We start from the raw sequence: 20654 nt of genomic DNA, 5'->3' as shown, positions 1-20654 counted from the left end.
CATCAGGCGGTCAGCTGTTTAATGGCAGTTTTGATCTGGTTCACGCGCGCGGTCAGGTCGGGCATATTGGCGGTGATCTTGAGCTTGTCCTGTCCGTTCAGCTTGATGTGGCGCTGGTTCTGGATCAGGTGGATGATGCGCATCGGGTCGATCGGCGGCTTGGGCATGAATTGCAGGTTTACGGCTTCCGAGTGGGCATCGATCTTGACGATGCCGACGGATTTGGCCGCAATGCGCAGGCGGTGGGTTTCCACCAGCGCTTTGGCTGCATCCGGTAGTTTGCCGAAGCGGTCGATCAGTTCTTCCTGCAGGTCGTCGATGCCGGACTGGGTCCCGCAGTTGGCCAGGCGTTTGTAGATCGACAGGCGTTCGTGCACGTCGCCGCAGAAGTCCGCTGGTAGCAGGGCCGGCGTGTGCAAATTGATTTCGGTGGTGGTGGCGAGCGGGGCGGCCAGGTCGGGCTCGCGGCCCGCCTTCAGGGCGCGCACGGCTTCGTTCAGCATGTCGGTGTAGAGCTGGAAGCCGACTTCCAGCATTTCGCCGGACTGGTTTTCGCCCAGCACTTCGCCGGCGCCGCGGATTTCCAGGTCGTGCATCGCGAGGTAGAAGCCGGAGCCCAGTTCTTCCATCTGCTGGATGGCGTCCAGGCGGCGCTGCGCTTGTTTGGTCAGGCCTTGCACGTCGGTCACCAGCAGGTAGGCGTAAGCCTGGTGGTGCGAGCGGCCGACGCGGCCGCGCAGCTGGTGCAGCTGCGCCAGGCCGAACTTGTCGGCGCGGTGCATGATGATGGTGTTGGCGGTCGGTACGTCGATGCCGGTTTCGATGATCGTGGTGCACAGCAGGATGTTGTAGCGCTGCGCCACGAAATCGCGCATGACTTTTTCCAGGTCGCGTTCGTGCATCTGGCCGTGCGCCACCGCGATGCGCGCTTCGGGCAGCATTTCCTGCAGCTTGGCCAGGCGGTTCTGGATGGTTTCCACCTCGTTGTGCAGGAAGTAGACCTGGCCGCCGCGTTTCAGTTCGCGCAGCACGGCTTCCTTGATGATGGATTCGCCTTCGCTGCGTACGAAAGTCTTGATGGCCAGGCGCTTTTGCGGGGCGGTGGCGATCACGGAGAAGTCGCGCAGGCCTTCCAGCGCCATGCCCAGGGTACGCGGGATCGGCGTGGCGGTCAGGGTCAGCACGTCTACCTCGGCGCGCAGGGATTTGAGCGCTTCCTTCTGGCGCACGCCAAAGCGGTGTTCCTCGTCGATGATGACCAGGCCGAGGCGCTCGAATTTGACGTCGTCCGACAACAGCTTGTGGGTGCCGATCACGATGTCCAGGGTGCCGTCCTGCATGCCTTTCATGGCGGTGGCGATCTCTTTGCCGGTACGGAAGCGCGACATTTCTGCTATGCGCACCGGCCAGTCGGCAAAGCGGTCGGCAAAGGTTTGCGCGTGCTGTTCGGCCAGCAGGGTGGTCGGGGCCAGGATGGCGACCTGCTTGCCGCCCATGACGGCGATGAAGGCGGCGCGCAAGGCCACTTCGGTCTTGCCGAAGCCAACGTCGCCGCACACCAGGCGGTCCATCGGTTTGCCGGAGGTCATATCCTTGATCACGTTCATGATCGCGGCCGCCTGGTCCGGCGTTTCGTCGAAGCCGAAGCTGTCGGCAAAACGTTCGTAGTCGTGCGAGGAGTACTCGAAGGCGTGCCCGGTGCGCGCAGCGCGGCGGGCGTACAGGTTAAGCAGCTCGGCGGCGGTGTCGCGCACCTGTTCGGCGGCCTTGCGCTTGGCTTTGTCCCACTGGCCGGAGCCCAGGGTGTGCAGCGGCGCGTCGTCCGGCGAGGCGCCGGAGTAGCGCGAGATCACATGCAGCTGCGATACCGGCACGTACAGCTTGCTCTCCTTGGCGTATTCCAGGTGCAGGAATTCGGTCTCGCCTTCGCCCAGGTCCATGCTGACCAGGCCCATATAGCGCCCGATGCCATGGTTGATGTGCACCACCGGGTCGCCGATCTTGAGCTCGGACAGGTCGCGCACCATCGATTCGACCTGGGTAACGGCTTCCTGCTTTTTGCGGCCGGCGCGGCGGCCGGAGCCGGCATAGAGTTCGGTTTCGGTGATGAAGGCAATGCCGTCTTCCAATTCGAAACCGGCGTGCAGCGGCGCCACGCCCAGCGCCACCTTGGCGTCGCTGGCGAGGAAGCCGTCGAAGCCTTCCACCAGCGCGGGCGACAGGTCGAACTCGGCGAAGTACTGCTGCAACGTTTCGCGGCGACCGTTGCTCTCGGCGCAGATCATCACGCGGCGGCCCGACTGCATCAGGTAGGCGCGCAGGTTGGTCAGCGGATCGTCCAGGTGGCGGTTGACGGCGATATTCGGGATCGGCGCCGACAGTTCGGACGAAGGCAGTGACATGTCGCGCGAGATGGCAAGGCGCGGGTGCGGCTTGGCCAGCACAAAGAACTGCTCGTCGCCCAGGAAGATGTCGTTGGGCGGCAGGATCGGGCGCTCACGGTCGGCCTTCAGGAATTTGTAGCGCGATTCGGTGTCGGCCCAGAAGCGTTTGATGGCGCCGTCGATGTCGCCCACCATGGCGAGGCTGGCCGCTTGCGGCAGGTAGTCGAAGAAGTTGGCGGTCTCTTCGAAGAACAGCGGCAGGTAGTACTCGATACCGGCGGAGGCGATGCCGCTGCTGATGTCTTTGTAGATCACCGCGCGCGACGGGTCGCCTTCGAAGGTTTCGCGCCAGCGGCTGCGGAAGGCGGTGCGCGCGGCTTCGTCCATCGGGAATTCGCGGCCCGGCAGCAGGCGCACTTCCTTCACCGGGTAGAGCGAACGCTGGGTGTCGGCGTCGAAGGTGCGGATGGTTTCGATGGTGTCGCCGAACAGGTCCAGGCGGTAGGGCAGGGCGGAACCCATCGGGAACAGGTCGATCAAGCCGCCGCGCACCGAGTATTCGCCGGGCGACATGACCTGGCTCACATGGGTGTAGCCGGCCAGCGTCAGCTGCGATTTGAGCTTGGCCTCGTCCAGCGTTTCGCCTTGCTTGAAGAAGAAAGTATAGGCTGCCAGGAACGACGGCGGCGCCATGCGCACCAGTGCGGTGGTGGCCGGAATGATGGCGACATCGCATTGGCCGGTCTGGATTTCGTGCAGGGTGGCCAGGCGTTCGGACACCAGGTCCTGGTGCGGCGAAAAGGCGTCGTATGGCAGGGTTTCCCAGTCCGGCAGCAAGTGGCAGCGCAACTGGCCGTTGGCGAACCAGGGGATTTCGGCGAGCAGGCGCTGGCCATCGCTGGCCTGGGCGACGACGACGGCCAGCATCTGGCCGCGCGCTTTCAATTCGAGGGCGGTCTGCGCCAGGGCGTAGGCGTCACCGGAACCGAACAGGTTGGGCAAAGCGAAGCGGTTACCGGGCTTTGGAATGGCTTTTTTTAAATCAAAGGGCATGCAAAGGTGACGCTTGAACAAGACTGGCCCCACATTATATCCATCTGTTGCTTAGAGGGTTCAAGAAGACACGAATATGTTGACGCACGGTAAAGAACGCCCGATATTCATTCGGTAAGAGCACAATCTCTCCAAATATAACCATATAAATAATTTTGCAATGAAAGAAAGGGTGAGTTTATGTTCAAGAACCTGCTGATCAAGTGGAAACTGGCGGCACTTGTGGCGATGATGATGCTGGCACTGGCAATCCTGGGCGTGTCCGGGTATAGCGGCATCTCTAAAGTCGGCGCCTCGGTGAATGAAATCGGCGTGGTGCGCCTGCCTTCGATCCATGGCTTGCTGGTGATGAGCGAAGCTCAGACGGCGGTCGATAAGGCCACCCTGCAGGCGGCGATCTACGAGAACGACTACCAGGCACAGGCCCATTTCGCGCAGGTGGCTAAGGAGCGCGAGGCGGCGTGGGCCAAGGCCATGGTCGGCTGGAAGAAGTACGAACCCTTGCCGCAAACGCCGGAGGAGGCGGTGCTGTGGAAGCAGTTCGTGGGCGAGTGGGATGCCTGGAAGGCAGCCGACGCGAAACTTGGCAGCACGGTGTCGGCGCTGGCGGCGAACAACGATGAGACAAAGCAGAAGGAGCTGTTTGCGCAGTTCTTCCAGCAGTTCCATGCCTCCGAACCGCTGTTTATCAAGGCCGAGCAGACCCTGGACAAGATCATTGACATGAACGACAAGATCGCCCTCGAGTCGGTGAAGGCCGGCTCGGATTCGGTGGTGGCGGCCGAGCGCGCAATGGTGGCGACGGTGCTGGTGGCGATGGTGGTGGCGGTGCTCATTGCCTGGTATATCGCGATGGCGATCACGCGCCCGATCGTATCTGCCGTGAAGGTGGCGCAGACGGTGGCGGCGGGCGACCTGACCAGCGATATCAATGTTGAAACCACGGAGGAAACCGGCCAGCTGCTGCAGGCGCTGAAGGATATGAACGAAAGCCTGATCCGGGTGGTGGGCCAGGTACGCAAGGGGACCGATACCATTGCCTGCGCCACGACCGAGATCGCGAGCGGCAATATGGACCTGTCCAGCCGCACCGAGGAGCAGGCCAGCTCGCTGGAGGAAACCGCTTCCTCGATGGAGGAGCTGACTTCCACCGTGCGCCACAATTCGGATAATGCGCAGCAGGCCAACCAGCTGGCCAAGACCGCGTCGGACGTGGCGGCCAAGGGCGGCGAGGTGGTGGCGCGCGTGGTGGAAACCATGGATTCGATCAATGAGTCGTCCAGCAAGATCGTGGACATTATCAGCGTGATCGACGGCATCGCGTTCCAGACCAATATCCTGGCGCTGAATGCGGCAGTGGAGGCGGCGCGCGCGGGCGAACAGGGGCGCGGCTTTGCGGTGGTGGCGTCGGAAGTGCGCAACCTGGCGCAGCGTTCGGCGGCGGCGGCCAAGGAAATCAAGCAGCTGATCGGCGATTCGGTCGAGAAGGTTGGCGCGGGCAGCAAACTGGTTGGCGAGGCCGGGGCGACCATGGGCGAGGTGGTCACCAGCGTGCAGCGGGTGACGGACATCATCGCCGAGATCAGCCTGGCGACGCAGGAGCAAAGCTCGGGCATCGACCAGATCAATATCGCCATCAGCCAGATGGACCATGTGACGCAGCAGAACGCGGCGCTGGTGGAGGAGGCGGCGGCGGCTTCCGCGGCGCTGGAGGAGCAGGCGGCGCAGCTGATGGAGGTGGTCAGCGTCTTCAAGCTCGACGCGGCAGCGATGGCGGCCATCACCACTGCGGCGCCCACCCGGCGTCCAACCACCCAGGCGCGCGCGCTGGCCGTGGCGCGGCCGGCGGGCGCGGCGCAGCGTAGCGCGGTGCGCGCGGCGGGCAATGCCTCCGGCGGCGCGGCCCGGGCTACCAGCGCAGCGAGCAGCGCCGAGGAAGCGCCGCGCCGCCCGGCTGTCGCCGCCAGCAAGGCCGGCGACGAATGGGAAGAGTTCTAATCAGGGCAGCGCAAGAGGACAGCCGTGACATTATCGCGGCTGCCATCCTGCAAAGCCTTTTGCACCAGCGCGTTGCAGGTCTCGGCCAGGTTGGCCGGTCCCGCGCAGGACAGGATTGCGGCCAGGGCCTCCTGCGCCGACGCGCCATACAAACCATCGCTGCATAGCAAGTACAGGTCGCCCGCCCTGAGCGGCGCCGCAAACACGTCCGGCCGCACGTCCTCACCGGGTCCGATGGCCTGCAGCAGCAGGTTGCGCGGCGGGAGCATGCCCGTCATGCCGGCCTCCAGCGCCTGCTGGTACAAGGTCTGGTCGCGCGTCAGCTGCGCCAGCCGGCCATCGCGGTAACGGTAGATGCGGCTGTCACCCACATGGAATATATACGCCGGGCCATCCGCCCGCGGCTGCCACATGCCGGTCAGCGTGGTGCCCATGCCGTAGCCGTCCTGCAGACCCGCTGCCGCATTGTTGCTGAACAGGGTCAGGTTGGCAAAGCGCACCGCGTTCTGCAGCTGCTGCAGCGCCTGCGCCTCGCCGGCCGGAGGTTCGAGCCCGCGCAAATGCTTCCACACCAGCAGCAACGCCTCGGTGCTGGCGATATCGCCGCCCACATGCCCGCCCATGCCGTCCGCCACCGCCACCAGGTTCAGCTCCGGCAGCAAGAGCAGGTTGTCCTGGTTGCTGGGGCGGACGGAACCCGCATCGGTCACGCCATAAGCCAGGCCCATGCCCATTTGCTGCAGGACCGGCGGCGACAGTGGAATCATCAGATTTGCTCCGCGATTTGCAGCACGCGCGCCGGAGGCATCATGCCCAGCTGGCGTGCCACATCCATGTTAACGAGATAGGAGTAGCTGCCCGGCGTCTCAATGGGGATGGCGGCGGGCTTGACGCGATGGTACAGGATCTGCGCCGCCTTATGGGCGGTCAGGCGACCGACATTGCCGTAGCCCGCCACCAGGCCAAACAGCGCGCGGCCATCGCGCAGCGTCACCTCCGCCGCCGAGAAGACCGGCAGGCCCAGGGCCAGGGCCGACTCCGTGAGCAGCCGGCGGTTCGCCGAGAGGAAGCTGTCCGGGCCCACATACAGCAGCTGCGCGCCTTGCTCGACCAGTTCGTGCAGCACGTCGGGAATGGCGTTGGCGCGCGGCTGGCCCGCATCGTCCAGCGGCACCGGGCGGCAAACGAAGTCGGCGCCGCTGCGTTCCACCTCGGTGCGCATGTCGCGCACGGCGACGCGCGCGTTGACTTCGGTCGGGTTGAAGATGGCGCCAATGCGCTCGAAGCGGCGGTAGTTGCGGATGGCGTTCATCTGCAGGCGCGGCGGCACCACGTGGCTGACGCCCGTCAGGTTGCGCTGCGAGGACGCCAGGCTGCGCACCAGGCCGGACGCGATGGGGGCCGACACCATGGTGAACACGATCGGGATCTCGAATTCCTTCTCCGCCACGGCCATGGTGACCGGCGTGCCCCAGGTGTAAATCAGGTCGGCATGCCAGGCGCGCGCCTCATCGAGCAAGCCGGAGACTCGGCCCGGGTGCAGGTCCACGCTGCGCACCAGGAACTCGGCTTCCAGTTTGTTGTCCGCGAACCACTGGCGGAAGCCCGCTTCCACGCCGGTCTCGCCCCGGAACAGGATCATGTAGATGCGCGGGATATGCGGGCGCGCGTGGTGCGCCTGGGCCGCAGGCAGGAGTGTTGCCAGCGCGGCCAACGGCAAAGCGCTGGCCGCGCGCAGCAGGCGGCGCCGGCGCTGGGTATGCGGTGGTTGGCCGCAGCGCATGCTCAGGCGCCCGTCGCCGGCTGCGGGGCTGGCTGCGCTGGCGGGACCGGGGCTTCCGGCGGTTCGGGTTCCGCAGGCGCTTCCGGCTCCAGCGGCGCGGCTTCCATGTCCACCGCGCGCACGGTCGGGTCACCCGCATATTCTTCCAGGATCCAGTCGCCGTTCATTTGCACCACGCCTTCCGGTGCCGGGCGGTCGACCGGCGGATGCTTGGGCAGCGCGGCGCGCATATAGTCCATCCAGATCGGCAGCGACAGGGTGGCGCCGAACTCGCGGCCGCCAAGCGATTTCGGCTCGTCGTAGCCCATCCACGCGACCGCCACCACGCCGCCGCCGTAACCGGCGAACCAGCCGTCGAAGGAATCACTGGTGGTGCCGGTCTTGCCAGCCAGGTCGGCGCGCCCCAGGCGGCCCGCAGCCGCGCCGGTGCCGCTGCGCGCCACGTCGCGCATCATGCTGTCCATGATGAAGACGTTGCGCTCGTCCAGCACGCGCTCGCCGGCAGCGGCGGCCGGAGGCAGCTTGATATCCATGATCGGCACGCCTTTGGCGTCGGTGACGCGGGAAATCAGGTAGGGCGTCACCTTGTAGCCGCCGTTGGCAAACACGGCGTAAGCGCCGGCCAGTTGCAGCGGCGTCACCGCGCCGGTGCCCAGCGCAATGGTGTAGTTCTTGGGATGGCGCGGCATGTCAAAGCCGAAACGCGCCAGGAAGGCATGCGTGTCGTCCAGGCCGGCCGCGCGCAGCAGGCGCACTGACGGCACGTTTTTGGACGCGGCCAGCGAACGGCGCATGGTGACCTGGCCGTCGAACACAAAGTCGTCGTTCTGCGGCTTCCACGCTTCGCCGTTGGCGCCGCCCGGCATTTCCAGCGGCTGGTCAGCGATCAAGGTGGCCGGCCCAAAGCCTTTGGCTACGGCGGCGGAGTAGATGAAGGGCTTGAAGGCGGAGCCGGGCTGGCGCCAGGCCTGCGTCACGTGGTTGTACTTTTGCAGGCCGTAGTCGAAACCGCCCACCATGGCCTGGTAGGCGCCGGTGTTGGCGTCCAGTGCCACAAAGGCGGCTGCCACTTTCGGCACCTGGGTGATGGCCCAGGTCTTTTTCTCGGTCTGCATGATGCGGATCACCGCGCCGGCGCGGATGGCGGTGGCCGGCTTGGCTTTGTCCGACAAGGCGGAAGCGGCCAGTTTCAGGCCGTCGCCGCTGATCGAGATCACGTCGCCGTCCGAGGTTTCAGCCTTGACCAGGGTAGGGCTGGCCTGCAGCACCACGGCCGGGATCAGCCCGTCGCTCACCACCCGCTTTGACAGCGCGTCATCGATGGCGTCGCCGCGTTCTTCCTCGTCGGCCGGCAGCTCGATGCTGGCTTCCGGGCCGCGATAGCCGTGGCGCTGATCGTAGGCCACCACGTTGCGCCGCACCGAGGCGTAGGCCGCGTTCTGGTCGGTGGACTGGATGGTGGTGTAAACGTTGATGCCGCGCGTATAGCTCTCTTCCTTGAACTCGGCAAAGACCACCTGGCGCGCCAGCTCGGCCACGTATTCGGCGTGCGTGTCGAACTCCTGGCCGCGCTGGTTGACGTGCAGCTGCTCCTTCTTGGCCGCCTCGTATTGCGCCTCGGTGATGTAGTCCAGCTCATACATCCGCTTCAGCACCGCCTGCTGGCGCGAGCGCGCCTTCTTCGGGTTCACCGCCGGATTGTTACGCGAAGGGTTCTGCGGCAGGCCGGCCAGCATGGCCGTTTCCGCGATCGACAGCTCCTTCAGCGATTTGCCGAAGTAGGCCTGGGCAGCGCTGGCAAAGCCATAGGAGCGCTGGCCCAGGAAGATATTGTTCATGTACAGCTCAAGGATCTTGTCCTTCTCGAGCGCGTCCTCGATGCGGTAGGCCAGCATGATCTCGGCGATTTTGCGCGAGACGAATTTGTCTTTGCTCAGGTAGAAATCGCGCGCCACCTGCATGGTGATGGTCGATGCGCCCTGGCGGAAGCTGCCGCGCAGGTTGGCGCGGGCGGCGCCCATGGCGCGGATCCAGTCGATGCCGCCGTGCTCATAAAAGCGCGTGTCTTCGATGGCCAGCACCGCCTTCTTCATCAGGTCCGGGACTTCGGCAATGGGCGTGAAATCGCGGTGTTCCTCGCCGAATTCGCCGATCAGCACCTTGTCGGCGGTGTACACGCGCAACGGGATCTTGGGGCGGTAATCGGTGACTGCCTCCAGTGTCGGCAGGTTGGGACGGATAACGAAAGCTGCGTAGCAGGCCAGGGCGATTGCACCGCCCAGTGCGGCGATGCCGGCGCCGATACCGGCGCGGATGATGTTGCGGCGATTCAGCCAGGAAGGTCGATTGCTCAAATCAGCTCTCACGGTTGCGAAGTCGGGCAATTATAGACTATGCAGGTATTGCACCTTATGCCATAGTCTTGGTGTTTCAGTCTAAAAGGATTTCAGTGTTTCGTCCCTATATACCCGACGAGGCGCGGCTGCCGGAGATGACTTTCCGCGCCCTGTTCCTCGGCACCATCCTGGGCATGGTGTTTGGTGCTTCCTCGCTGTACCTGGTGCTGAAAGTCGGCCTGACCGTCAGCGCATCGATCCCGGTGGCGGTCATCGCCGTCACCTTCTTTGGCCTGGCCAAGAAGTTGGGCGGCAAGGACTCCAGCATCCTGGAGAACAGCATCGCGCAAACCGCAGGTTCGGCCGGCGAGTCGATCGCCTTCGGCCTGGGCGTGACCATGCCCGCCATCCTGATCCTTGGCTTCGACCTGGAAATCTCGCGCGTGATGCTGGTGGGCGTGCTGGGCGGCCTGCTCGGCATCCTGATGATGATTCCCATGCGGCGCACCATGATCGTGGACCAGCACCGCGAACTGAAATTCCCCGAGGGGACAGCCTGCGCCGAAGTGCTCAAGGCTGCAGCCAGCGATTCATCGCGCCTGGCGGCCGGTGAGGCGCTGCAAGGCGAGTCCGGGGCGGCCAACGACGCCCGCCGCCGGGCGCGCCTGATTTTCGGCGGCTTTGCGGTGGGCTTGCTGTACAAGGCATTCAACGTCTCGTTGAAAGGCTGGAAGGATGCGCCGGAAGTGGTGCTGGGCGCGCCGCTCAAGGGCGGCTCTATCGGCGCCGAAGTGTCGCCGGAGCTGCTGGGGGTGGGCTATATCATCGGCCCGCGCATCGCCCTGACCATGGCTGCGGGCGGCGTGCTGTCCTACCTGCTGCTGATCCCCATGATCAAATTTTTCGGCGACCCGCTGAGCGCCGTGCTGGCGCCGGGCACCATGCTGATTTCCGAAATGGGGCCAAACGACGTGCGCGGCGCGTATATCCTGTATATCGGCGCCGGTGCCGTGGCGGCGGGCGGCATCATTGCCCTGTTGCGCGCCATGCCGATGATCTGGCGCAGCCTGGCAGGCGGCCTGGCCGGCGCGGGCAAGGGCAGCAAGGCCGACACCACGCGCCGCACCGAGCGCGATATCCCGATGAAATGGGTGGTGCTCGGCTGCCTCGCCATCATCGCCGTGATCACCGTCTCGACGCCGCTGCATATGAATTTGCTGGGCGCCCTGCTGATCCTGGTGTTCGGCTTCCTGTTCGCCACGGTGTCGTCGCGCCTGACCGGCGAAATCGGCTCCTCGTCCAACCCCACCTCGGGCATGGCGGTCGCCACGCTGCTGCTGACCTGCCTGATCTTCCTGGCGGTGGGCTGGACCGGCGGCCAATACTACGTTACGGCGCTGTCGGTCGGCGCGATCGTCTGCATCGCCTCCGCCAACGCCGGCACCGTTTCGCAGGACTTGAAAACCGGCTTCCTGGTCGGCTCCACGCCGCGCCTGCAGCAGTACGCCATGCTGGTCGGCTCGCTCGCCTCCGCGCTGCTGCTCGGCCCCATCCTGCTGCAGCTGAATAACGCCAGCACGGTGTACGTGCCGGCCGCCCAGGTAGCGCCGGGCCTGACAACCGACGCCGCGCGCCTGACCGCTACCGCGCGCCTGGAAGGGCCGCAGGCCGCCAGCGACAGCGCCACCTACAAGGTCTGGCAAAAGCCGGACGCGCAGGGCGGGCCGGAAGGCAAATACCTGGTGGCGCCGGACGGCAAGGCCGTATGGTTCGTCGACCCCGGCATCAACGGCACCCACGCCAAGCGCCCGGACGGCAGCGAGGTACGCAAGTACGACGCGCCCAAGGCGGTGCTGGTGTCCTACATCATCAAGGGCATCCTGGACCAGGAACTGCCATGGACCCTGGTCATGCTGGGCGTGATGATCGCCATCGTGCTGGAGATGGCGGGCGTGCAGTCGCTCTCCTTTGCCGTCGGCGTCTACCTGCCGCTGTCGGCGACCCTGCCGATTGCGGTCGGCGGCACCTTGCGCTGGTTGGCCGACCGCCGCAACCACAAGCTGCCGCAGTACGCCGGCAAGGACGAGGAAGCGCGCCAGGCCGCAGGCGACCGCAGTGAAGGCGTGCTGCTGGCATCGGGCTATATCGCGGGCGGCGCGCTGGCCGGCATCGTCATCGCCATCACCGCCGGCGTGATGACCAATTTCGACGCCGCGGTCACGCAATGGGCAGAACAAAGCAACCCGTTTTTCAGCGGTCCAAGCGCGGATTTGCTGTCCCTGCTACCTTATGCTGTAATCATGGCGCTGCTCTTGTGGGTGGCACGTGAAGAAGCTAACTAGTTAAAGAAGGAGAATGGGTGATGAAGAAACTGGGTGCAGCAAGCCTGCTGCTGGTAGCCGGAGCGGCTAGCGCCGCGACGCAAACGGTCGATTGCGGCCGCCTGCTGGACGTGAAAGCCGGCGTATGGCGCGAGAAGGTCACGGTCCACATTGAAAACGGCAGCGTCAAGGCCATCGAACCAACCAAAGGCAAAGGCGACGTCGACCTGAGCGCCATGTCCTGCATGCCAGGCTTCATCGACATGCACGTGCACCTGACCGGCCAGACCCAGCCCCAGGTCGAAGCGCTGCGCGGCCAGCTTACGCTGGATGCCGCCGACCGCGCCTACGACTCGGTCGCCTTCGCCGAGCGCACCCTGAAAGCCGGCTTCACCTCGGTGCGCGACCTGGGCGCGAGCGAAGGCCTGAACATCGCCATGAAGCGCGCCATCAACAGCGGCGCCATCGTCGGCCCGCGCATGTTCACCGGCGGTAAAACCATCGCCACCACCGGCGGCCACGGCGACCCAAGCAACGGCAAATCGCGCGAAGAGCGCCACGTGCACGGCACGCCGGGACCGATGGAAGGCGTGATCAACAGCGCCGAGGAAGCGCGCCAGGCCGTGCGTGCCCGCTACCAGGAAGGCGCGGACGTCATCAAGATCACCGCCACCGGCGGCGTGTTGAGCCAGGCCAGCAGCGGCATGAATTCCCAGTTCGACGACGAGGAGTTGAAAGCCCTGATCGCCGCGGCGCGCGATTACGGCTTCAAGGTCGCGGCCCACGCGCACGGCACCGAAGGCATGAAACGCGCCCTGAAAGCAGGCGTGGACTCGATCGAGCACGGCACCTTCATGGACGACGAATGCATCGCCCTGTTCAAGAAGAACGGCGCCTGGTTCGTGCCGACGATTAGCGCCGGCCGCTATGTCGCCGACAAGTCCAGGGAGCCCAACTACTACTCGCCGCTGGTGCGCCCGAAGGCCGCCGCAATCGGCCCGCAGATCCAGGGTACCTTCGCGCGCGCCTACAAGGCCGGCGTCAAGATCGCCTTCGGCACCGATGCAGGCGTCTTCCCGCACGGCGAAAACGCCAAGGAATTCGCCTACATGGTGGAAGCGGGCATGCCGGCGCTGGAAGCGATCCGCTCCGCCACGCTGAATGCAGCCTCCTTGTTGGGCCAGTCGAACCGCCTGGGTTCGCTGGAAGCAGGGTATGCTGCCGATATCGTCGCCGTGGCGGGCGACCCGCTGAAAGACATCACCTTGCTGCAGAAAGTCGGCTTTGTGATGAAAGAAGGCGTCGTTTATAAACAGTAACCGGGAAGAGCATGGCGGACGTGGATTGCGATGTACTGGTAGTGGGCGGCGGAATCAATGGTGCAGGCATCGCACGCGATGCCGCCGGCCGCGGCCTGTGTGTCGTGCTGTGCGAGAAGGACGACCTGGCCTCGCACACCTCGTCCGCCTCTACCAAGCTGATCCACGGCGGCCTGCGCTACCTGGAATACTATGAATTCCGCCTGGTGCGCAAAGCGCTGGCGGAGCGCGAAGTCCTGCTGCGCAGCGCGCCGCACATCATGTGGCCGCTGCGCTTCGTCATGCCGCACAACGCCGGACAACGCCCGGCGCTGCTGATCCGCGCCGGCCTGTTCCTCTACGATATGCTGGCCAAGCGCGAGCTGTTGCCGGGTTCGCGCGGCATCGACCTGCGCTGCCACCCCGCAGGGCGCCCCCTGAAAGACAGTTTCAGCACCGGCTTTGAATATTCCGACGGCTGGGTGGACGATGCGCGCCTGGTGGTGCTGAACGCCATGGACGCCTGCGCCAAAGGCGCCTGCATCCTGACCCGCACCACCTGCGTCGGCGTGGAGCGGCAAGCCGACCACTGGGTGGCCACGTTGCGCAAAGCCGACGGCACTGAAAAGCGCATCACGGCACGCTCCATCGTCAACGCCGCCGGCCCCTGGACGCAAGCCTTCCTGAAAGGCGCAGCAGGCGCGCAGAAGGCCCGCAACCTGCGCCTGGTGAAAGGCAGCCACATCGTCGTGCGCCGGATTTTCGAGCACGACCAAGCCTATATTTTCCAGAACAAGGATGGCCGCATCGTCTTCGCCATTCCTTATGAACGCGATTTCACCCTGATCGGTACCACCGACCTGGAGTACCAGGGTGACCCGCAAAAGGTGGAGATCGAGGAGAGCGAAATCCGCTACCTGTGCGAGCTGGCCAGCGACTACTTCCGCGAGCCGGTGCGCCCGGCCGACGTGGTGTGGACCTATGCCGGCGTGCGCCCGTTACTGGAAGACGCTGCCGCCGACGCCAAGGCCGTCACGCGCGACTACTTCCTCGAGCTGGACGAGCAGGGCGCACCGCTGCTGAGTGTTTTCGGTGGCAAGATCACCACCTTCCGCAAGCTGGCGGAAGACGCCACCGACATGCTGTGCAAGCAGCTCGGCAAGCGCGCCCAGGGCTGGACCGAAAAAGCCTGCCTGCCCGGTGGCGACCTGTTTGGCGCCGTCCCGCAAAACCGCTCGGTGCAGGAATTCTGCCAATGGGCCGCCGCTGTGCAGGTGAAATACTCCTGGCTGCCGCACGAGCTGGTCAAACGCTACGTGCGCGCCTACGGCACCCGCATCCACACCATGCTGGACGGCTGCAACAACCTGGCCGACATGGGCGAGGAAATCCTGCCCGGCCTGTACGCCGCCGAAGTGAATTACCTGCGCCGCAAGGAATGGGCGCAAACCGCCGCCGACATCCTCTGGCGGCGCAGCAAGCTCGGCCTGCACCTCCCGCCCGGTGCCGAATCCCGCCTCGACACCTGGCTGACCGCGCAAGCATAAAAAAAGGCAGCCGAAGCTGCCTTTCTTAAAAAATGGGGACGTACCCCATTTTTTTATTTCACGCCGTGCATCAGTTTCTGCACCAGTGGTGCGATCAGGAACAGCAGCACGCCTGCGCCCATCAGGGACCAGAAGCCAAAGGTGTAGCCGGACAGGGCCGAAGCTACCGACATGCCGCTTTCGCCGGACACGTGGGAGGCGAAGATACCGGACAGGTTGTTGCCGATACCGGTGGACAGGAACCAGCCGCCCATGCCCATGCCAACCAGGCGGGTCGGAGCCAGCTTGGTCACCATCGACAGGCCGATCGGGGACAGGCACAGCTCACCAATGGACTGGATCACGTACACCATGAACAGGGTCCAGAACGGGATCATGCCTTTGTCGTCGACCAGGAAGGTCAGCGCGTACATCAGCAGGCCGAAGGCCAGGCCGTTACCCAGCAGACCCAGGCCGAATTTGCGTGGGATCGATGGGTTCATATTGCGCTTGCCCAGCAGGACCCAGATCGCGGCCACAACTGGTGCGAACACGATGATGGCCAGCGAGTTCACGGACTGGAACCAGGCTACCGGGAATTCCATGAAGCCCAGGCTGCGGTTCACGATCTGGTCGGCCAGGAAGGTGAACGAGGAGCCAGCTTGCTCGAAGAAGCACCAGAACAGGATGTTGAACGCGAAGATGATCATCATGGCGATGGTCTTGTCGCGCGCTACAGGGCCGTTACGCACGCCTTCGACGATCAGCATCACCACCAGGATCAGGAACAGCACGGTCAACACGCCTTGCAGGGCGGCGGCGCCCACTGCCAGCAGCGAGTACATGACCGGGATCACGGCCAGTGCGCCCAGTGCCACGTAGACGATGCGCATTGGGGACTTCGCTTCCGGTGCCGGCTCGCCGATGCCCTTCAGGCCTTTACGGCCGATGTAGAACCAGAACAGGGAGATCAGCATGCCGATACCAGCCGAGATGAAGACGATCTTGTAAGCCGGGGTGTCGCCGGTGTTGAAGATCTTCTGCGCCAGCAGCTGGGTGAAGATCGGGGCCAGGAAGCCGCCGACGTTAATACCCATATAGAAGATGGTGAAGCCGGAGTCGCGACGGGTGTCGTTGATCGCATACAGCTTGCCAACCATGGTCGAAATGTTCGGTTTGAACATGCCGTTACCAACAATAATGGTCGCCAGGCCAAGCTTGAAGATGTGGTCTTCCGGGATGGCGATCATGAACAGGCCGGCCGCCATAAAGACTGCGCCAAGCAGGATGGAGCGCTGGTAACCGAGCACGCGGTCGGCCACATAGCCGCCGAACAGGGCGCCGGCGTAGACCAGTGCCAGGTAGGAGCCGTAGGTCAGGTTAGCCGCAGCCTGGCCGGAAGCGTCGCCGCCGTAGAACTGCGAAACGATGTACAACACGAGTGCCCAACGAATGCCGTAGAACGCAAAGCGCTCCCAGAATTCCGACATGAACAGCATCCAGAGCGGAGCTGGGTGGCCCATGATCTGCCTGAATTCAGGGATATGAGCCTCAGTAGTTTGCGTGGTAGGACCGCCCATGCGGTGTCTCCTGGTCAAAAAAAGCCGAATTGTAATCTAAGGTAAGGGTTTCCAGTGCAAATTCGCGTGCTGCTAAGCAGCATTGTGGTAAGTTTGCCAAGCTTGCGTCTGTGAATCGTTACTGCATAGGCGTATATTGAAGGTGCAGGTCCCCCCAAAAGTTTATAGAAGGATTTTTGTATCATGGACAGCAACGTTGTCGATACCCTCATTGCTCCGGAAGGCAGGCTGGAAGTCCTGTCCAAATCGGAGGTGGTGCAATTGCTGGATTCCGGCAAGGGCGGCCTATATAACATGTTCCGCAACTGCGCCCTGGCGGTGCTCAATTGCGGCAGCACAATCGACGATGGAAAGGAATTGCTGGATCGCTTCCAGTCTTTTGACATCAACATCCTGCAGCGCGAGCGCGGGATCAAGCTGGAAATCAAGGGTGCGCCGGCCATCGCTTTCGTGGACGGCAAGATGATCAAGGGTATCCACGAGCACCTGTTTGCGGTGCTGCGCGATATTGTCTTTGTTAATAATGAGGTGACGGGCAATCCCAAGTTCGACCTGTCGCGCAGCGAGGGGATTACCGATGCGGTGTTCCATATCCTGCGCAACGCCAATGTGCTGAAGCCGCAGTTGAACCCGAACCTGGTGGTGTGCTGGGGCGGGCATTCGATCAACCGCGCTGAATATAACTATTCTAAAGAGGTGGGTTACCAGCTTGGCCTGCGCGGGCTGGATATCTGCACCGGTTGCGGCCCGGGCGCGATGAAGGGGCCGATGAAGGGCGCCACCATCGGTCACGCCAAGCAGCGCTTCACCGGTGGCCGCTACCTGGGCATCACGGAGCCTGGCATCATTGCGGCGGAGTCGCCGAACCCGATCGTGAACGACCTGGTGATCATGCCGGATATCGAAAAGCGCCTGGAGGCGTTCGTGCGCACCGGTCACGGCATTTGCGTGTTCCCGGGCGGCGCGGGGACGGCGGAGGAAATTCTGTACATCCTCGGCATCCTGCTGCATCCGGAGAATGCGGATATTCCGTATCCGCTGATCTTCACCGGGCCCGAAACGGCGCGCGAGTACTTTGTGCAGATCAATGAGTTCATCGGCCAGACCCTGGGGGCGGAGGCGCAGAAACGTTACAAGATCATCGTGGATGATCCGGAGCTGGTGGCGCAGGAGATGCAGGAGGGGATGAAGCAGGTGCGCGAATACCGCAAATCGCGTTCGGATGCGTACTACTTCAATTGGGCGCTGAAGATCGACGAAGAGTTCCAGCGCCCGTTCGCGCCGACCCACGAGAATATGCGCAACCTGAGTCTGCACAAGAACCAGCCGGTGCATGTGCTGGCGGCCAACCTGCGTCGGGCGTTTTCGGGCGTGGTGGCGGGGAATGTGAAGGAGGAGGGCATCCGGATCATCGAGAAGTACGGCCACTTCGAGATCCATGGCGACAAGGAGATCATGGGGCCGATGGATGCGCTGCTGGCGTCCTTTGTGGCGCACAGCCGCATGAAGCTGGCGGGCAAGGCTTACACGCCTTGCTATCGCGTGATCCAGTAATCAGCGTTTTGCTGGCTCGGGCTGCTGCGTTGCCATGCGGCGCTCGAGCAGTTTCCTGATTTCACGCAGCTCTTGCCCTTGTTGCTCGATGGCCGTGCTGTCGCGGCGCTGGCGGGCATCCATTTCCGCGAAATTCCTTTTCAGCTCGCCAACATCGCGCTCCACATTGGCACGCCAGCGCGCGCTGCCGTCGCCAGCCTGGAAGGCGGCCGTCATACCGGAAACTAACGAGGAATTGATGGCGCCGACGCCGAGGATGACACTCACCGCAATGCTGATGCCGGTAATGACGATGGTGGCGTTCATTTTGCGCATGTAGGCTTCGAGCGAGTCCATGCAGCGCGCATGTTCGTCGAGACGGCGGGACTGATCATCGAGACGCATATTCTGCGCGTCAATGCGCGCGGATAGCGCGGCAAGCATGCCCTTCAGCTCAGCGACCGAAGTCTCGATCAGACCTTTAAGCTCGGCGTGCATGCTGGCAACCTGGATTTCCAGGCGCGAGACGCGTTCGGCAAGAGAGGGCTCGGGAGCGTTCATGAGCCCCATGATGCGCCGCGCTTGCAGAAAGTTCAAGCAAGCGCGGGCGTAGGAAAAATGGGGACGTACCCCATTTATTTAGTCTTCTTTACGCAGGTGCGGGAAGAGCAGGACGTCACGGATGTTCGGCGAGTCGGTCAGCAGCATCATCAGGCGGTCGATGCCGATGCCGCAGCCGCCGGCTGGTGGCATGCCGTATTCCAGCGCGCGGATGAAGTCGGCGTCGTAGTACATCGCCTCATCATCGCCGGCTTCCTTGGCCTTCATCTGGGACAGGAAGCGGGCCGACTGGTCTTCCGCATCGTTCAGCTCGGAGAAGCCGTTGGCGATCTCGCGGCCGACCATGAACAGCTCGAAGCGCTCGGTGATGCCTTCGCGGGTGTCGGAGGCGCGCGCCAGCGGCGACACTTCGATCGGGTAGTCGATGATGAAGGTCGGTTCCCACAGCTGCGCCTCGGCGGTTTCTTCAAACAGCGCCAGTTGCAGCGCGCCCAAGCCGGAGGTGGCGAACGGCTTCACGCCGAACTTCAGCAGCTCGGCTTTCAGGAAGTCCATGTCGTTCAGCTGCGCTTCGGTGTAGCCTGGAGCGTACTTGTTGATGGCGCCGCAGATGGTCAGGCGCTGGAATGGCTTGGACAGGTCCAGCTCACGGCCGCCGTAGGTCAGCACGGCAGTGCCCTTGGCGTCGATGGCAGCCTGGCGGATCACTTTCTCGGTGAAGTCCATGATCCATTCGTAGTCGGTGTAGGCCGCATAGAACTCCATCATGGTGAATTCTGGATTGTGGCGGACCGATACGCCTTCATTACGGAAGTTGCGGTTGATCTCGAACACGCGGTCGAAACCGCCCACCACCAGACGCTTCAGGTACAGTTCAGGCGCGATACGCATGTACATCTGCATGTCCAGCGCGTTGTGGTGGGTGATGAAAGGCTTGGCCGCCGCGCCGCCCGGGATCGGGTGCAGCATCGGGGTCTCGACTTCCATGAACTCGTTGGCTTCCATGAAGCGGCGGATCGACGAGATCGCGGCGGTGCGCGCCTTGAAGGTGCGGCGGGTCTCTTCGCTGGTGATCAGGTCGACGTAGCGCTGGCGGTACTTGGTTTCCTGGTCGGCCAGGCCGTGGAATTTGTCCGGCAGCGGGCGCAGGGCCTTGGTGATCAGTTTCACTTCGCTGACTTTAACGGTCAGTTCGTCGGTTTTGGTCTTGAACAGGGTGCCGGTCACGCCCAGGATGTCGCCCAGGTCCCAGCCACGGAAGGCTTCCATGGCTTCTTCGCCGGTGGTGTCCACGGTCACGTAGATCTGGATGCGGCCGTCCGCTTTCTGGCCGGAGGCGTCCTGCAGGGTGGCGAAAGCGGCTTTTTTACCGGCTTCGCGGCGCAGCATCATGCGGCCGGCGATGACGACGGTGACCGGTGCGGCTTCCAGTTCTTCACGGGTTTTCTCGCCGTACTGAACGTGCAGGTCGGCTGCCTTGTGCTGGGGGCGGAAGTCGTTAGGGAAGGCGACGCTCTGTTTCTCGCGGATGGCGGCCAGCTTGGCGCGGCGCTCGGCGATGATTTTGTTGTCGTCCTGGCCTGGCGCCTGGTCTTGCACTTGGTTTTCCGTAGTCATGGTTTTAGTGGTTGGTCAGATGATTAATATCGATTTCGCTGAAGTCGCGTGCAATGCAAATCACATTGTCGAAGGTACTAAACGCTTCAGCAGGCAAAGTGGTTGTCAGGACGACGCAGCGCATGCCGGCTCGGCGCGCTGCCTCCACGCCCAAAGGCGCGTCCTCGAACACGATGCAGTGCGCCGGATCGGCGCCGCAGCGTTCGGCGGCCAGCAGGAACACGTCCGGTTCCGGCTTGCCGCGTTTGACGTCGGCGGCGCCGACGACGGTGTCGAACTGCTGGCGCACGCCTAGCCCATCCAAGGTGAAGTCCACGTTGCAGGGCGGGGCGGCGGTGCCGACTGCCAGCTTGATGCCGGCAGCCTGCGCTGCGCCCACAAGGGCGCCAAAGCCCTCGACGGCGCGCAGGTGGGGCGCGTAGATTTCGCGGTACAGCACTTCCTTCTCGCCGATCAGGGCGGTCACTTCCTCGTGCGCCAAGCCTTCTCCCAGGTACTGGCGCATGATCTCGTGGCCGGTGCGGCCGGCAGTGGCGGCAAAGAACGCCGCTTCGTCGACAGCATGGCCGCGCCGGCTGAAGAACTCCAGCCAGGAGCGGGTGTGGTAACCCATGTTGTCGACGATGGTGCCGTCCATGTCGAAGATGAAGGCGCGCTGCGTCAT

The 20654-nt window shown here is 63.8% G+C and carries 13 protein-coding genes; 5 read left to right on the top strand and 8 right to left on the bottom strand.

Annotated features, from left to right (window positions below):
- Nucleotides 1-2: 2 nt before the first annotated feature.
- The gene (gene mfd / locus GTP41_RS16995) at nucleotides 3-3437 is read right to left on the bottom strand and encodes a transcription-repair coupling factor (RefSeq protein ID WP_161026758.1); all 3435 of its coding nucleotides are present in this window, start codon (nucleotides 3435-3437) and stop codon (nucleotides 3-5) included.
- 180 nt (nucleotides 3438-3617) lie between these two features.
- On the opposite strand from mfd, the gene GTP41_RS16990 reads away from it, so the two are divergent.
- Nucleotides 3618-5435, top strand: coding sequence for a methyl-accepting chemotaxis protein (locus GTP41_RS16990; protein WP_161026757.1), 1818 nt, complete (start codon nucleotides 3618-3620; stop codon nucleotides 5433-5435).
- Here the strand turns inward: GTP41_RS16990 and GTP41_RS16985 are convergent.
- Genes GTP41_RS16985 through GTP41_RS16975 form a run of 3 tightly spaced genes read right to left on the bottom strand, consistent with a single transcriptional unit; the run spans nucleotide 5432 to nucleotide 9572 of the window.
- On the bottom strand, nucleotides 5432-6202 hold the full coding sequence (locus GTP41_RS16985; protein WP_161026756.1) for a PP2C family protein-serine/threonine phosphatase: 771 nt from the start codon (nucleotides 6200-6202) through the stop codon (nucleotides 5432-5434). The two genes, GTP41_RS16990 and GTP41_RS16985, sit on opposite strands and share 4 nt — an antisense overlap.
- Nucleotides 6202-7218, bottom strand: a complete 1017-nt coding sequence (locus GTP41_RS16980) for an ABC transporter substrate-binding protein (protein WP_161026755.1) — start codon at nucleotides 7216-7218, stop codon at nucleotides 6202-6204. The genes GTP41_RS16985 and GTP41_RS16980 overlap by 1 nt, the downstream gene beginning before the upstream one ends.
- 2 nt (nucleotides 7219-7220) lie before the next feature.
- Nucleotides 7221-9572, bottom strand: a complete 2352-nt coding sequence (locus GTP41_RS16975) for a penicillin-binding protein 1A (protein ID WP_202419767.1) — start codon at nucleotides 9570-9572, stop codon at nucleotides 7221-7223.
- Between the two features lie 95 nt (nucleotides 9573-9667).
- Here GTP41_RS16975 and GTP41_RS16970 point away from each other — a divergent pair, with 95 nt between their 5' ends.
- From GTP41_RS16970 to glpD, 3 genes are read left to right on the top strand one after another with little or no spacing between them, the layout of a single operon-like run.
- Entirely contained in the window at nucleotides 9668-11896 is a 2229-nt protein-coding gene (locus GTP41_RS16970; protein WP_371867369.1) for an OPT family oligopeptide transporter, read from the top strand.
- 20 nt (nucleotides 11897-11916) lie between these two features.
- Nucleotides 11917-13194 (top strand): metal-dependent hydrolase family protein, encoded by a 1278-nt coding sequence (locus tag GTP41_RS16965; RefSeq protein WP_161026754.1) that lies wholly within the window; start codon nucleotides 11917-11919, stop codon nucleotides 13192-13194.
- Between the two features lie 11 nt (nucleotides 13195-13205).
- Nucleotides 13206-14720 (top strand): glycerol-3-phosphate dehydrogenase, encoded by a 1515-nt coding sequence (gene glpD, locus GTP41_RS16960; protein WP_161026753.1) that lies wholly within the window; start codon nucleotides 13206-13208, stop codon nucleotides 14718-14720.
- A 53-nt stretch (nucleotides 14721-14773) separates the two neighbouring features.
- On the opposite strand, the gene GTP41_RS16955 is transcribed toward glpD, so the two are convergent.
- A complete protein-coding gene (locus tag GTP41_RS16955) occupies nucleotides 14774-16222 on the bottom strand; it encodes a peptide MFS transporter (protein WP_443094244.1) in 1449 nt (482 codons plus the stop codon).
- A 240-nt stretch (nucleotides 16223-16462) separates the two neighbouring features.
- On the opposite strand from GTP41_RS16955, the gene ppnN reads away from it, so the two are divergent.
- On the top strand, nucleotides 16463-17833 hold the full coding sequence (gene ppnN / locus GTP41_RS16950; RefSeq protein ID WP_161026751.1) for a nucleotide 5'-monophosphate nucleosidase PpnN: 1371 nt from the start codon (nucleotides 16463-16465) through the stop codon (nucleotides 17831-17833).
- Here the strand turns inward: ppnN and GTP41_RS16945 are convergent, their stop codons facing one another.
- The 3 genes from GTP41_RS16945 to GTP41_RS16935 are packed head-to-tail and all read right to left on the bottom strand — an operon-like array spanning nucleotide 17834 to nucleotide 20654.
- The gene (locus GTP41_RS16945; RefSeq protein ID WP_161026750.1) at nucleotides 17834-18409 is read right to left on the bottom strand and encodes a hypothetical protein; all 576 of its coding nucleotides are present in this window, start codon (nucleotides 18407-18409) and stop codon (nucleotides 17834-17836) included. It lies immediately after the preceding gene.
- Nucleotides 18410-18451: 42 nt separating this feature from the next.
- Nucleotides 18452-19990, bottom strand: a complete 1539-nt coding sequence (gene lysS / locus GTP41_RS16940) for a lysine--tRNA ligase (protein ID WP_161026749.1) — start codon at nucleotides 19988-19990, stop codon at nucleotides 18452-18454.
- 4 nt (nucleotides 19991-19994) lie between these two features.
- Nucleotides 19995-20654 carry an HAD family hydrolase gene (locus GTP41_RS16935; protein ID WP_161026748.1) on the bottom strand — a complete coding sequence of 220 codons (660 nt, stop codon included), beginning with the start codon at nucleotides 20652-20654 and terminating at the stop codon, nucleotides 19995-19997.

Origin of the sequence: Pseudoduganella guangdongensis, from assembly GCF_009857475.1 — a bacterium.
GTDB classification, from domain to species: domain Bacteria; phylum Pseudomonadota; class Gammaproteobacteria; order Burkholderiales; family Burkholderiaceae_D; genus Rugamonas; species Rugamonas guangdongensis.
Note: the sequence above shows the minus strand (reverse complement) of the source record. Positions and strands in the feature narration are given on the sequence as shown.